Annotated in this window: 9 protein-coding genes and 1 tRNA gene; 4 read left to right on the forward strand and 6 right to left on the reverse strand. The window is 71.3% G+C overall.

All coding sequences use genetic code 11. From position 1 onward, the window contains the following. Positions 1-132: 132 nt before the first annotated feature. The gene (sigE, locus tag ACQEV1_RS18020; protein ID WP_433394788.1) at positions 133-738 is read left to right on the forward strand and encodes an RNA polymerase sigma factor SigE; all 606 of its coding nucleotides are present in this window, start codon (positions 133-135) and stop codon (positions 736-738) included. A 374-nt stretch (positions 739-1,112) separates the two neighbouring features. Here the strand turns inward: sigE and ACQEV1_RS18025 are convergent, their stop codons facing one another. Continuing rightward, positions 1,113-2,366 carry a sulfite oxidase gene (locus ACQEV1_RS18025; RefSeq protein ID WP_433394789.1) on the reverse strand — a complete coding sequence of 418 codons (1,254 nt, stop codon included), beginning with the start codon at positions 2,364-2,366 and terminating at the stop codon, positions 1,113-1,115. A gap of 144 nt (positions 2,367-2,510) precedes the next feature. Between ACQEV1_RS18025 and ACQEV1_RS18030 the strand changes: the two genes are divergently transcribed. Both ACQEV1_RS18030 and ACQEV1_RS18035 read left to right on the forward strand, forming a co-directional pair. Further along, the gene (locus tag ACQEV1_RS18030) at positions 2,511-3,917 is read left to right on the forward strand and encodes an FAD-binding oxidoreductase (protein WP_433394790.1); all 1,407 of its coding nucleotides are present in this window, start codon (positions 2,511-2,513) and stop codon (positions 3,915-3,917) included. Positions 3,918-3,925: 8 nt separating this feature from the next. Continuing rightward, complete coding sequence (locus ACQEV1_RS18035) at positions 3,926-4,165, forward strand: hypothetical protein (protein WP_433394791.1); 240 nt, start codon at positions 3,926-3,928, stop codon at positions 4,163-4,165. Positions 4,166-5,002: 837 nt separating this feature from the next. Here the strand turns inward: ACQEV1_RS18035 and ACQEV1_RS18040 are convergent. The 4 genes from ACQEV1_RS18040 to ACQEV1_RS18055 form a co-directional block, all read right to left on the reverse strand. Continuing rightward, positions 5,003-7,366, reverse strand: coding sequence for an FAD-dependent oxidoreductase (locus ACQEV1_RS18040; RefSeq protein WP_433394792.1), 2,364 nt, complete (start codon positions 7,364-7,366; stop codon positions 5,003-5,005). Between the two features lies 1 nt (position 7,367). Continuing rightward, positions 7,368-8,462, reverse strand: a complete 1,095-nt coding sequence (locus ACQEV1_RS18045) for an alpha/beta fold hydrolase (RefSeq protein ID WP_433394793.1) — start codon at positions 8,460-8,462, stop codon at positions 7,368-7,370. Positions 8,463-8,595: 133 nt separating this feature from the next. Continuing rightward, positions 8,596-11,496, reverse strand: coding sequence for a helix-turn-helix transcriptional regulator (locus ACQEV1_RS18050; RefSeq protein WP_433394794.1), 2,901 nt, complete (start codon positions 11,494-11,496; stop codon positions 8,596-8,598). A gap of 199 nt (positions 11,497-11,695) precedes the next feature. After that, the gene (locus ACQEV1_RS18055) at positions 11,696-12,139 is read right to left on the reverse strand and encodes an ATP-binding protein (protein ID WP_285567047.1); all 444 of its coding nucleotides are present in this window, start codon (positions 12,137-12,139) and stop codon (positions 11,696-11,698) included. A gap of 439 nt (positions 12,140-12,578) precedes the next feature. Here ACQEV1_RS18055 and ACQEV1_RS18060 point away from each other — a divergent pair. Continuing rightward, a tRNA-Ile gene (locus ACQEV1_RS18060) sits at positions 12,579-12,652 on the forward strand. Positions 12,653-13,014: 362 nt separating this feature from the next. On the opposite strand, the gene ACQEV1_RS18065 is transcribed toward ACQEV1_RS18060, so the two are convergent. Beyond that, complete coding sequence (locus tag ACQEV1_RS18065; RefSeq protein ID WP_433394795.1) at positions 13,015-13,662, reverse strand: choice-of-anchor C family protein; 648 nt, start codon at positions 13,660-13,662, stop codon at positions 13,015-13,017. Positions 13,663-14,111 lie beyond the last annotated feature (449 nt).

Here is a 14,111-nt window from a genome sequence, read left to right on the forward strand (position 1 = left end):
CGTCTGACGGGCGACGTTAGAGGAGGTGTGCGCTGCCATGCTTGAGACCGTGAGAAGGAATCGGCGGCCTTACATCGCTCTTACCTCCCACCCGCAAGACTCTGACGTACACACCACTCTCGGGGGTGACAGGTGAAGGTTGACTCGGCGGCATGGACGCCGCCCAGCTGGGACGGGATCGTGCGTGAACACTCCGCGCGCGTCTACCGCCTGGCGTACCGGCTGACCGGAAACCAGCACGACGCCGAGGACCTCACGCAGGAGGTCTTCGTCCGGGTGTTCCGGTCTCTGTCGAACTACACTCCCGGCACGTTCGAAGGCTGGCTGCACCGCATCACGACCAACCTGTTCCTCGACCAGGTCCGCCGCAAGCAGCGCATCCGCTTCGAAGGTCTCGCCGACGACGCGGCCGAGCGGCTGCGCGGCCGCGAGCCCAGCCCGGCGCAGGCGTACGACGACCAGCACCTCGACGGCGACATCCAGACGGCACTCGACGCCCTCGCCCCGGAATACCGCGCCGCGGTGGTCCTGTGCGACATCGAGGGCCTGTCGTACGAGGAGATCGCCGCGACGCTCGGCGTCAAGATGGGCACCGTGCGCAGCCGCATTCACCGTGGCCGCGCGCAGCTCCGCGCCGCGCTGGAACACCGGGCTCCGGAGGTCCGCAGCAACACCTCGCGACGCAAACCCCGCCGCGTCGGCCGCCTGCGCACCAACCCGGCCTTCACGACGCCCTGACACGGCGCCGCCACACGAACGCGCACGCCGTCACCGAGGCGAGAAGCGCCCCATGGGGTTCTCGCCATGCCGGCCAGACCGACGACAGGGGATCGGTCCGGCGGGTGAGACAGACGTGCCGTTCCGCCTCGCCGTTGATCATGCCCTGCTCCGGCGCGTGGGCCACGCCGTCGAGGCGAGGGCACCGCGCACGCGAGCCCCGGCGTGTCGGTCGCGCACGGACAAGATGATCGGCGCCGACGTCCGATAGTGCTCGGCGGTGCCGGACGCCCGCGACGGCGTGCGCCGGCAGCGCCGCGTCGCAGCGGCGGACCCGTACCCCGGCCAGAGGCACGCCTCCGATACCGTCGGCCGTTCCCTCGGCTCAGACCAGCTCAGGCCACGGTGACCGGGTGCTGCACGACCGCGTCGAAGAGATAGCCGAGCGTGTTGTACTGCGCGGTATCCGGCTGGGTCGTACCCGCCGCGTCCGTCGCCCGTGCGAGCAGCGTCCGTGGCCCGGTGCCGTCGGGGCGCCACGGGAACTCCCAGCGGAGCCATCCCCCGGGCCTCTCCGGCCCGTGGGTGCGGGCGCGCTGCCAGCTCGTGCCGCCGTCGGTGCTCACCTCGACGCGGCGGACCGGTCCATGGCCGGACCACGACCGGCCGTGCAGCACGGTCGTACGGCCCGCGCTCAGGGTCGCGTTCCACGGCAGCTCGAGGGCGCTCTTGATCACCTGGCGCGCGACCGGGGCGCTGCCCTCGGGGGGATAGCCGGGTCCGAACAGGCGGTAGTACTGCGTGTTCCAGGGCGAGAACAGCGGGGCGTCGGACACCTCGATGTCACCGACCCATTTGATCGAGGAGATGCCAACCCACGACGGCACCACCAGGCGTACCGGAAAGCCGTGGTCGGGCGGCAGGATCCGGCCGTTCATCTCGTACGCGAGCAGCGCGTCGTCCAGGGCCTTGGCGACCGGGATCGGGCGGCGTACCCGTCCGTGGTTCGTCCCGGCGTCGACATAGTCGGGGTCGAGGCCGCGCGGCATGACGTCGACGGCGTGCTTCGTCAGGCCGGCGCGGTCGAGCACGACCGACAGCGGCACGCCGCGCCAGCGTGCGACGCCGATGGCACCGAGCTTCCATGCGGTGCCGCTGACCTGCTGGTTCTGCTGGGTGGTGTAGAAGCTGCGGCCATTGCCGGTGCACTCTATGAACGCGCTGATCTCCCTGGCCGGCAGGCCGAGCAGGTCCTCGTAGGAGAACTCGACGGCGCGGTCGAGCGTGGGGGAGCCGTGCAGGCCGCTGCCGAAGAGCCGCAGCCGCCAGCTCCGTACGTCGATCAGAGGCGTGCTGGTGTGGTCGCGGACGAAGAACCGGTCGATCGGGGTGTGGTAGCCCTGGCCGCGCATCGCCTCCCAGCGCATCTCGGCGTTGCTGCCGTAGACGACGAACAGCTCGGGTGGCAGTGGTTTGACGATCGGCCCGGCGGCGGTGGCCACCGCCGGACGCGGTGCCATGCCGCCGACCGCCGCGCCGAGACCCGCGGTGGCGGATATGCGCAACAGGGCTCTGCGGGACATCGCAGTTCGTGCCCGCCACTGCGCGGCGCGCAGTCGGTCGTAGGCGGCCTCATCTCTCAGGTCCATGCCGCGATCCTCATTATGTAGTCTTTGTCGACCTAGATAGTAGGGATATTGAGGGTTCTGCGCGAGCGCATCGGCCGCTTGTGGTCCCGAGGTGTAGCGGGCGCTCGCCGGGTTTCGAGGGGGCGGTCGAATAAGGTGCCCCTTATGGCGGTGATGTCCGAAGAAGTGGTGGCCGAGCTGGAGCGTGCGCTGCCCGCCGGGCGGGTGGTGCGGGACGCCGACGTGCTGGCGTCGTACGCACATGATGAGGCGGAATGGGCGCCGTACGGGCGGCCGGCGGCGCTGGTGCGGCCGCGTGAGACGGCCGACGTCCGTGAGGTGGTGGCTCGTTGTGCCGCGCGCGGGGTTCCGGTCGTCGCGCGGGGTGCGGGTACCGGGCTCTCCGGTGGGGCCAACGCTCTCGACGGATGCGTGGTCATCTCCTTCGAGGCGATGAACGCCGTGCTGAAGATCGATCCAGACGAGCGGCTCGCCGTCGTCCAGCCCGGTGTCGTGAACGACGACCTGCGGAGCGCGTGCGCCGAGTACGGGCTGTGGTATCCGCCGGATCCGGCGAGCGCGCCGTGGTCGACGATCGGTGGGAACGTCGCGACGAACGCGGGCGGGCTGTGCTGCGTCAAGTACGGCGTGACCCGCGACTACGTGCTGGGGCTGGAGGCGGTCGTCGGGCGCGGTGACGTCGTACGGCTCGGGCGGCGGACCGCGAAGGGCGTGGCCGGGTACGACCTGGCCGGGCTCATGGTCGGCTCCGAGGGGACGCTCGGGATCATCACCGAGATCACCGTACGGCTGCGGGGGACGCGGGCGGCCGAACGTACGGTCGTCGGGTACTTCGACTCGCTGGTCACCGCCGGTGAGGCCGTGGCCGCGGTGGCCGCCGCCGGGATCGTGCCGAGCGCGCTCGAACTGATCGACCGGCACTGCCTGCGCGCGGTGGACGAGTGGCGCAACATGGGGCTCACGGACGGCGGGGACGTGCTCCTGCTCGGCCGGTGTGACGCTCCCGGCCAGGCCGGCGAGGAGGAGGCCGACGCGATGCTGGCCTGCTTCGAGTCGGTGGGCGCGACGTGGAGCGCCCGGTCGACGGACGCGGAGGAGGCCGAGGCGCTGTTCGCCGCGCGCCGCCTCGCGTACCCGGCGCTCGAACGCCTCGGCCCGGTGCTCTCCGAGGACATCTGCGTGCCGAAGATGCTCGTCCCGGAGATGCTGGCGCGCATCGAACGCATCGCCGGCGAGCACGACACCCACATCGCCAACATCGCCCACGCCGGTGACGGCAACCTGCACCCCCTGATGATCACCTCCCCGGACGACGAACCCGCGCGCCTCCGCGCCCAGGCGGCGTTCGAGCGGATCATCGACGAGGCGATCGACCTGGGCGGTACGGTCACCGGCGAACACGGCGTCGGCCTGCTGAAGCGCCGCGGTCTGGAGGACGAGGCCGGGCCCGTGGTCCTCGACATGCATCGCGCGATCAAGCAGGCTCTCGACCCGGCGGGCATCTTCAACCCCGGCAAGGTCTTCGCCGTCGACGGTCCGCTGAACTCCTGACGACTCCCATGCTGTCGGTCATCGAGACGCCGGCACAGACCGAGCTGATCGCCCGGCTGAAAGAGATGCGAGACCAGGCGATCGAACACGCCCGGATCACGCAGGAGCCGGCCCGCGAGCGCCGCCGGATCATGGAGCGGTTGCCGGCGGAGGGGTTCAAGCGGGCGTACCTCGCCCGTGAGCTGGGCGTGACGCGGCAGGCGATCCCGAAGATGATGGCCGTCGGCCGGAAGGACCTCGGCGCGTGAGACGCAAGGGGTGCCCTACGACGTCGGCCGCGTGATGTACGGCGACTGGCGACCATCCCGATCTCGTCCGGCGCGAGCTGCGCCGAGGACCTCCACTGCACGGCCGTGAAGATCTGCGGCCGCGCGCTGGACCGGCTGGTGGGTCTCCGACCTGCCGCCGGGACGGGCGCTGGACCTGGGATGCGGCGAGGGCGGTGACGCCGGCGAGGTCGCGCTGGACCTCGGCCTGGAGGTGTGGCTCTCACGTGGGGCCGCGACCCGGCGACGACCCTGGGATGCGTCACGGCCACCGCCGCGCGGCGCGGACGTTGGACCGGCGAAGGCCGGGCTCGGCGGTGTTCAGCGTCGGTACCGAACTCAGCCTGTTCATGCGCGGGATCCGGCCCGGCCCGGACCTTTCGGAGCCGCGTCCGCCACGCCTCGGCCGATCCGATGGCCTCCGGCGGAACCCCTACCTCAGAACCTTCCTGAGCGGTGCCGTCCGAGCCGGTGGACCGGAGATCGTTCGACATCATCGGCGTGCACCACTACTGGGACCGGTACGGCGAGATCCGCGAGCACTGGTCGGCGAAGGGAAAACCGGTCGTCGTCACCGAGTTCGGCTGCCGCACCCGCACCGGCGGCGCGGACCACCGTGAGCATGGTGCCGCACCTCGTCCCCGGTGTGCGCCGACCGCGCCGGGCCCGAGACGGAACGCCCCCGCGTCCGGACCGTGCACAACGAGACACCCGGGCCGAAAGCCTGGTCCGGCAGCTGACCGTGCTCGACGGCGCGGGTGTGGACGGGGCCGTCATCCGTCCCTTCGCCGGCCCGGGGGACGCCCGCCACTACGCGGGCTAGACGGTCGGGCGGTAGAGGTCCCAGAGCTCGCCGAGGAAGAAGCCGGCGAAGCGTTCGAGGGCGCTCGGGCCGTGTGGGCCGGTGGTGCGGAACGTCGTCAGCTGACGGGCGAAGTCCTCCACGCTCAGATGCAGGATGCCGGCGCCCGCGATGGCGGCGGTGTCGTCTTCGCCGTCCGGGACGTGCCCCTCCATCAGGCGGAAGTAGAGGGTGGTCGTGTCGGGCCAGACGCGGCTCGCCGGGTGGTGGCGGATGTCCTTCCACCCCGAAAGGGTGCGGGGCCGGTTCTTGTCGTCGGTGAAGTGCAGGCGGTATCGCATCAGGCGGCGATCCGGCGCGTCTCCCGGCGAGAACAGGTTGAACCAGCCCCGCTCGACTTGACGCCGGCCCCCGCAGACGGCGGCGTCAATCCATCCCTCGGCCTGAGCGGTGTGCTCGGGCTCCTTCAGAAAACGCTCCACGTCGTCGACCGTGATGGTGAGCCGGAAACCGAGCCTGCGCCCGGCCTCCCGTCCGGCTGCCTCCCCGGCCCCTGGAGCGTTGACCCCGTCGGTGTAGAACCCCTTCATCTCCTCGGTGAACGACAGCGACGTGCGATCCGGGGAATCCCCAGATTTCTCCGGCTCGCACGCACTGTCGTTCACCGACCCCCCGACCGGACCCGTGCGAACACGGCCGGTCGTCTCGAGCAGGCGCGTGGACAGGCGATCCGCCAGCGCCGCGATCGTCAGTGACGGGTTGGCGCCGACCGACCCCGGCAGCGCCGCACCGTCGGCGATGTAAAGACCTGGGAAGCCGTACACCTCACCCCACGGGTCGCAGACCCCCTCGCCGGGATGACGGCCCATCGGCGCGCCGCCCAGCGGATGCACGGTCACGATCCGCTTGCGGAACCAGATCGGGTTGTCGGCGTAGCGCGCGCCCAGCACATGGGCGATGCGTCGCATCGTGGCCCGGACCCGGCCGAAGTAGGCGTCGCTGGTGTCGGGGTTCCAGCGGACGTCGAGGTTGCCGCCGCGCAGCCGGAGCAGGCCGTCGGGCACGTCGCGGCCCATGCCCAGCAGCGGCAGCGAGCTGACCGACAGCGCCCCGTCGCCGATCAGCTCCGACAGCTCCTTGGAGGTGCGGCTCTGCGGCGCGTGGGAGATGAAGGCGCAGAATCGCTCGAACAGCACTCGGGCCATGCGGGCGATCTCGTGCGTGACGTCGGCCTCTTCGACCATCCAGTCGACGAAGGAGGGGTAGCCGCCGTCCTGGATGTAGGCGCCGCGCCCGCTGGCGCCGTCGACCTCGTCGGGCAGCCGGATCGCGCTGGTGATGACCGGGCCGCGGCTCGCGTCGAGCGGGCGGATGCGGGCGCGGTCCTTGGCCCGGAGCAGGAACGTGAGCAGGTCGCCGTTGCCGGAGAACCGCGTGCCCAGCGCCTGGCTCAGCCCGGGGAACCGCTCCCGGTCGCGCAGCAGGAGGTAGGACGTGCCGTAGGTGCCGGCGGCCAGCACCAGCCGGTCACAGGTGATCGTGCGCCGTGGCAGCCTGCGTGCCTTCTCCTCCGGGTCGTGCACGACGTAGTCGACCGCGTAGCCGCCCTCCGGACGCGGCCGGATCGCCTTCACCTCGTGCAGTGTGCGCAGGTCGGCGCCGTGGTGTTTGGCCGCGGACAGGTAGGTGTGGTCGAGGCTGTTCTTGGACCCGTCGTTGCAGCCGATGTTGCACTCGCCGCACAGCCGGCAGGAGACGCGCTGCGTGCCGTGCAGGTTGCCGTACGGCCGGTCCGCCAGCGGCAGGCCCAGGCCCGGCGCGGCCCCCGGCTCGGGGGCGAAGCTGACCGCCAGCGGCGCGAGCTGCCAGTCGAGCCCGAGCTCGGCGGCGGCGTCCTGCATCGCGTGCGTCTTGGGCGTGGCGGCGAACGCGGGATGCTCGAGCGGGTACGGCGTGGCACCGAGCATGGCCTCGACCGCGTCGTAGTGCGGGTCGAGCTCGGCCCGGCTCACCGGCCAGCACTCGTACCCGCCGCCGGGCAGCGCCTCCTCGTCGACGAACCAGCGCTCGTCCTTGCGCAGCATGACGTTCGCGTAGATCAGCGAACCGCCGCCCAGCCCACTGGAGACCACCGAGTCGAAGCCGCGGAAGCTCCACACGTCGAACAGGCCGTAGAGCTGCTCGGCGGGATCCCAGAAGGCACGGCTCATCTCGGCCGGCGTGCGGGCGAAGCTGCCCGGCGGGTAGTCACGGCCCCGCTCCAGGACCACCACGGACCGGCCGGCCTCGGCCAGCCGGTACGCCGTGACCGAGCCCCCGAAACCCGACCCGACGACGACCGCGTCGACGTGCTCGGCGTCGGCGCGTTCCGCCGCGTGCATGTCAGGCGGCCTTTCTCTTGAGGAAGTCGACGATCTTCGGGAACACGTCGATGTGGGAGTTCTTGCCGATGAACGGGTCGATGTGCCCGTAACCCGGCAGGATCGCCAGCTCGTGCAGGCCCGGGGTGATCTCCTCCAGCAGCTTGTAGCAGTACGCGTTGGCGTCCGGGAAGACGTGGTTGTGGTCGCCGGCGATGAACAGGATCGGCGTCGTGATCTCGGCCGCGTTCGCGAGGTAGTCGTCGGGCAGGTCGGCGTGGCGGGAGTCGGACGGGTCGTACTTGACCGCGTGCCCGGCCCGCGCCATCTTGCGGACGTGCCGGTAGTAGTGCGCGCCGGTGGCGCTCAGCAGGTCGGCCATCCGTTCGTGGGTGACCGGCAGGAGGTTCGCGTGCTCGTAGAGAGCGGGATGGCCGCTGCCCCACATGAAGCTCGCCATGTGGCAGGCGCGCACCTCGCACTCGCGGTGGAACAGCGACACGAGCCGGGAGAGCAGCCATGCGCGGGTGAGGGGCGGCGCGTCCCCGAAGCGCGGGTCGACGAACGGCAGGCCCAGGAGGTACTCCTCCGTCGCCGGACCGAGCGCGAGCTTGATCCGGGACCAGGTCGGCGGCCGGGGCGTGAGCGAGACGCTGTTGGTGGTGAAGCTGGCGATGCCGTCGACCGCTCCGCCGAACAGGCTCATGGCGAACGCGATCCCGCCGGTGCAGTGCGCGACGACGTGCACCCGCCGGTCGCCGACGTGCGACCGCAGCTCGGCGAGCGCGGCCGGGAAGTCCCAGTGGGCGATGTCGTCGAAGGTGTAGCGGTGGGTCTCGGCGTCGTACGGGAAGCGGCTGCTCATACGGAAGTCGAGCGTCCAGACGTCGCTGAAGCCCTCGTCGAGGAGGAACCCGGCGAAGTTACGGTGCTCGGGCATGATGAACATGTCGCTGGACGCCGTCAGCCCGTGGAGAAGCAGCACGACGTCGTCGCAGTCGGCGCGGTGGAACCGCGTGAGGTACAGCCCGAGGCCGTCGGCGGTCGTGAACGGATGCATCGTGGCCCGCGCGTCCGGCACGCCTTCGAGCGTGTATCGGGCGATGCGCTTCTCCATGGTCTGTCTCCCCCGTGGAAGGACGGGTCTCATCATGCCGAGGGCGGCCGATCCCGTGTGTCGTGGAAAACACTGACTTCTACGCTCACCTGCGCCTGCGTGCCGGCCGAGGGGGTCGTGCGGCGCGCGGGGGTCAGTCTTCGGCGAGCCGGGCCAGCGCGTTGACCACGCCGACCCTCGATGTGACGGCGAGTTTGGTGAAGATCCGGGACAGGTGGGTCTCGACGGTCCGGACGCTGATGAACAGTTTCTCGGCGATCTGCTGGTTGGTGTGGCCCTCGGCGACCAGGGCGGCGACCTCGTACTCGCGCCGGGACAGCCCGTGGGCGCCCCGGCCGGTGGCGCCGGGCACCCGCACGCCCTGCCGCCGGAGCTCGCGTACGGCCTGTGCGTAGAGCGTCCGCGCCCCGCAGGCCTCGAAGAGCGCGCTCGCGGCGCGCAGTTCGTCCCGTGCGCGCTCGCGCTCGCCGACCTCGGCGTACGCGAGGCCGGCGGTCAGCCGCGCGCGTCCGGCGTCGACCCGCAGCTCGGCTCCCTCCAGCACCTCGGCCGCCTCGCGGGCGGTCCCGGCCGCGGCGAGCGGGTCGTCCGTCCGCTGAAGGTGGGCGCGCGCCAGCCCGGCGAGGCCGACGTTCGCCGGGACGCTCGGGTGCGCGAGCTTGGCGGCCCGCTCGACCCACACTTGCGCTTCGTCGCACCGCGACCGTTCGGCCTCGATCCGCGCCATCACCTCACAGCACGCCATCAGCGCGGCCGGGTCGAGCTTGGGCCGGACGAATCCGTTGCAGGCCGTCACCAGGGCCTCGGCGCCCTCGTCGACCCGTCCGGCGTTGACGAGCGCGAGCGCGTGGACGTACTGGGCCATCGCGCCCCACCACTCGACCGTGTCGGCCGACCTGGCCATGGCCTGCTCTCCGAAGCGCAGGGCCTCCTCGTCGTCGCCGGTCCAGCTCGCCACGAGGCACTGCTGGGTCATCGCCATGACGAGCTCCTGGCCCGTGCCGAGCAGGCCCGCGACCCCGGCGGCCTCCTCGGCGGCGATCGCCGCGTCGGCGAGCCGGCCGAGCATGACGAGCGTGCGCGCCTGGCCGGCCATCAGGTGGGGGACCATGTAGCTCTGGCCGGTGGACCGGGCGATCGCGATGGCGCGGTCGAAGCGCCGCCGGGCGCTCTGGTGCCGCCCCATCATCGTCTCGGTCCAGCACAGCCAGGTGATGATGTCCATCCACTCGGCGATGTGCTCGTCGGGAGCCGCGGCGACGAGCCGGTCGGCCCGGTCGATGTGCCGCACCGCGTCGGCGATGCGCCCGCCGGCCAGCAGCGGCAGCGGGCGCAGCGAGGCGCTCGCCATCTCCAGGCCGGGCTCCCAGTCGGGCGCGCTGTCGGGCATCAGGTCCAGCACCGCGTTCGCGGCGCGGAAGTCGCTGCGGATCAGGCTGTCGGCGACGAGCCGCAGCCGCAGCCGTACGGCGGCCGCCGAACGCGGGTCGGAGATCCGGTGCAGCTCGTCCAGCAGCACGGTACGACCCTGGTGCGGGCGGCCGAGCATGCGTTCCATCAGCGCACAGACGCGGGCCGCCCGCGACCGCCGGGAGATGTCGTCCGGCGCCAGCAGGCGCAGCGCGTCGCGCGCCATGTCGCGGCCGCTGGTGATCTGGCCGCTCACCGCCTGGACGGTGGCCAGCTCCAGCAGCAGCTCAGGCCGTGACTCGTGGTCGGTCGGCATCAGCCGCAGCCCGGCACGGAACCAGTGCGCCGCGGTGGCGGGCGCCTGCGGCGCGGCGGCGCGCGCCGCCTCGACGAGCGTGGCGATCGCGGTCTCGTCCCCGAACCCGCCGGAGCGCTCGACGTGCCGGGCCCGTACGGTGGCGGGCGCGCCGAGCCGGGTCAGATGGGCGGCGATCCGGGCGTGCGCGGCGTGGCGCCACCCGGCCGCCGCGGACCCGTACACGGCGTTGCGGACCAGCGGATGACGGAACCGGAACCGGCCCGGCGAGGCGGGCCGGACGATGTCACGGGCGGCCAGCTCGCTCAGCGCCTCCAGCGCGACGGGCTCGGGTTTCTCGGCGGCGACCGCGGCCACGGCCGGCTCGAACTCGTCGGCGGCGGCGGCGCCCGCCTGCGCCACGAGCAGCGCGGTCGCCGACAGGCCGTCCAGCTCCATCTGCAGCGCCGCGCGCACCGGCGCCGGCAGCTCGTCCTGGTCGACGCCGTCGCCGGCCGCGGACCGGCGAGCACCGGGCACGCCCTGGTCCATGCGGGCGAGCGCCTCCAGGTAGAACGGGTTGCCGCCGCTCTCCTCGTACAGCCGCCGCCGCAGCTCCGGGCTCGTGCCGGGGCCGAGGAACTCCGTGACCTCGGCCTCGTTGAGCGGACCCACCGTGATCTGGCGGCCGTGCGCCTCGTTGAGCGCCCGCAGCCGCGCCGACGCCTGGGCGGGCCGGTAGGCCACGGCGATGAGCACCGGGCCGTGCGGCGGGTGCCGCAGAAGGTGGTCGAGCAGCTCGACCGAGCTGTCGTCGGCCCAGTGGACGTCGTCGAGGATCAGGACCAGGCCCGACTCGGCGGCCAGCTCACCGAGCAGTTGCCGCACCGCCCGGTAGAGGCGGTACCGCGCCAGGCCGGTCAGGTCGGTGCCGTCGTCCTTCCCGCCGGGCAGCGCCGGGAAGATCGTGGCCAGCAGCGAGGCGGCCTCCTCGCCGACGCCGTCCGGCAGGCCGTTCTCCTCCAGGTGATCGTCGAGCGCGTCGATCACCATGCCGAACGGCATCTCCTGCTCGAACTCGGCCGCCCGGCCCGCCAGGGGGAGCATGCCGTGGCTCCGCGCACCGGAGACCAGCTCGGCGAGGAGTCGTGTCTTTCCCGCACCCGGCTCGCCGGCCAGGCCGACCAGCGCGAACGTGCCGTCGATCGTGTCGAGGAGCCGGCCGAATTCGGCGAGGACCTCGCGGCGCCCGACGAGCGGGGGGTTCGCTTGACTCCCTGGGCCCGCTGCTGACGGTGCACCGGTCGGTCCGCTGGCACGCCAATGCATAGGAAATCCTTGGGGTGGCGGGTACCGCGGGCATACCGAGTCCGAGGATTGGTCAGCGGCAGTTTACCGAGATCGGCCGTCACTTCCTGTGTCAAAGGCCTGACTCTTTATGACCGGTTCCGTACGGGTGGTCCCGTTCGGGCGCGCGCGGATCCGGCTCGGGGCGGCTTTTGAGGAGGTGGGTGGGCGTTCGCCCAGGTCAGCGGATGGAGAGCATGGCCCAGACGGCCTTGCCCGTACCGGGCAGCGGCATCCATCCCCAGGCCCGGCTGAGCGCCTCGATCACGTGCAGGCCGCGGCCGTTCTCGCAGACGTCGTCGGCCGGGCGCTGCTTCGGATCGTCCTCGCTCGGGTCGGACACGATGAGCACGACGAACGTGCCCTGGCGTACGAGGCTGAGCTTGATCGGCGAGTCTCCGGCCGCGGCGGCGTACGGCGGGACGCCGTGCCGTACGGCGTTGGTGACGAGCTCGGAGATGATCACGGTGGCGTCGTCGACGAGGTCGTCCAGCCCCCACGACCGCAGCGTGGTGGTGGCGAACTCCCGCGCCCGGCGGGAGGAGGTGCTCGTCGGCCGCAGCGCGCACACCGCGCCGCCGGGCGTGTCCGAACCGGGCTCGAAGACCGCGAGCGGCGGCAGCACATGAGGTCGTTCGCGGGTTACCGCATGCGGACGCCTCGTTACGGGGCGGCCGTCCATGCCGGAACCGCACGCTGTGCTGTACACGGGCATCTGGCGGGCCTCCAGACGGACTCGGGGCGGGACCGAGTGGCTTGATCGGCTATCTTCCTCCGTCCGCCAGAGCTATGCAAGAACTAATGCACACCCAAATGCACGTGCATTTGCTCGCTCGTTTTGGTGATGCGGTGAAGTGCTGAGACCTGAATTGGCTGGTGGTCGCGGTGGTGAGGGATAAAACGGACAGGGCGCTACGTGGCGAATGTGACCGCCGTCACTCAGGTTCCCTGAAAGAAACGTCCACGTCCGGCCGCTTCTCACCCGCTGGGCGGGGCCGGTGTGTCCGAGTTGCGTCCGGCATGACCAGGCGGGCAAGGTAGGGGGGCTTGATACACCAACGTTCGGGGCGGTAGCTCAGCCGGTCAGAGCAGAGGACTCATAATCCTTGGGTCGTGGGTTCGAGTCCCACCCGCCCCACGCGTCTTGGGTGCCCCATGCCCTTGCGGGCCTGGGGCGTCGCGTTCATTTGCCCCAGGGGGGCGACCCCCTGGAACCCCCGATGTGGGGGGCTCCGCCCCCCACGCCCCCGCGGTGTCGGCGGCCGGTTTCCAGGCGCCGCTCTGTGATGCCGGGCTCCCACTCCTCCGTGGTGTCGGCGGTTGTTTCCGGGGGCTGCTCTGTGGGGCCGGCGGTTTGTTTTGGTTTTCGTTCTCTTTTGCGTGTGCGCGGTGGGTGGTTCGTTCGTTGTTTCCGTGGTGTTGGGGGAGTGGTCCTGGAAAGGCGGAGGCCCTTGTCCACCGGGTTCGGTGGGCAAGGGCCTCGTGTTGCCGGGCGGTCCGTTACGGGCGGACGAGGCTGCAGACGGCTGGGTTGGACTGGGTGACGTTCACCGCGTCGATCACCGGGCCGTAACCGCCGCCCGTCGTGCTGGCGAAGGTCAGCGTCGAGGTCGGTGCGAAGGCGCGGAAGCGGAACCGCTGCGGGATGTACCCCATGTTGGTCCGCGACTTGCCCGCCGTGTTGAAGATGAAGTTCTTCTGGACGGTGGGGCGGCCGAGCGTGTGCTGGACCACCCGGGCGTAGCCGCGTTTGATCGTCGGGCCGCCGTCCGGGTTTCCCGCGAGAGCGAAGGTCACCGTGTAGCAGCCGCCGATGTGGGTCGAGAGCTGCTGCTCGATCGTTCCGGACTCGCTGCCCTCCAGGTCCAGCGACTGGCGGCCGTCGGCGGCCTGCCAGAAGTTGGCGCCCGTCAGGTCGACGTTGCCCTGAGTGACGCGCCACGGGCCGATCGTGCTGCCCGTGCCGTACCGGATGAAGGCGTTGGCCGGGATGACCGGGGCCTCGAAACCGCCGTTGGCGAGGGCCGGCACCGGGGCCGGCGCGGTGCGGGCCTGTGCGGCGGGCGCGGCGGCGGCGATGGACAGTGCGGCGGCGCAGACCGGCGGCAGGGCCCTGATCAGGCGGGAGACTTGCGGGCTACGAGGCATGATCCTTCTCCTTGATTGCGATCTGTTCTCGGCCGGGTGATTGGGTCCGAAAACACCCCCGGATCCCGGCGAGCACCTGCTGTAATTGAACAACAGCTCTGCGTGATCGACGGGAGCCACGCCGATCCCGGAAAAGACGAAGTGCCAGTTCAGGCGTTATGTGTGGCGAGGCGGTGACCGGGTGTCGCAATACCTGGGTGGCGCTGGGGAATCCGCGTTATGGTGCGTTCCAATGACCGGATTCGGCCACTCGGTAGGAAATTTCGGACTGACCAGTCAACTGGCTGCAAAGTGCCGGAATATGGGTTGGTTATGGGATCGGGGTGCGCGTGAGGTGCGACGCTCGTCCCCCGGCCGCCGATGCCGCATCCGACGGGTGGCCGGCGGGAGATCGTCGGGGTCCATGCCTCGTTGAAAGTTCTACAACACGCTGACGCGGCGACGCTACC

Source organism: Actinoallomurus sp. CA-142502, assembly GCF_050936355.1.
Classification (GTDB): domain Bacteria; phylum Actinomycetota; class Actinomycetes; order Streptosporangiales; family Streptosporangiaceae; genus Actinoallomurus; species Actinoallomurus iriomotensis.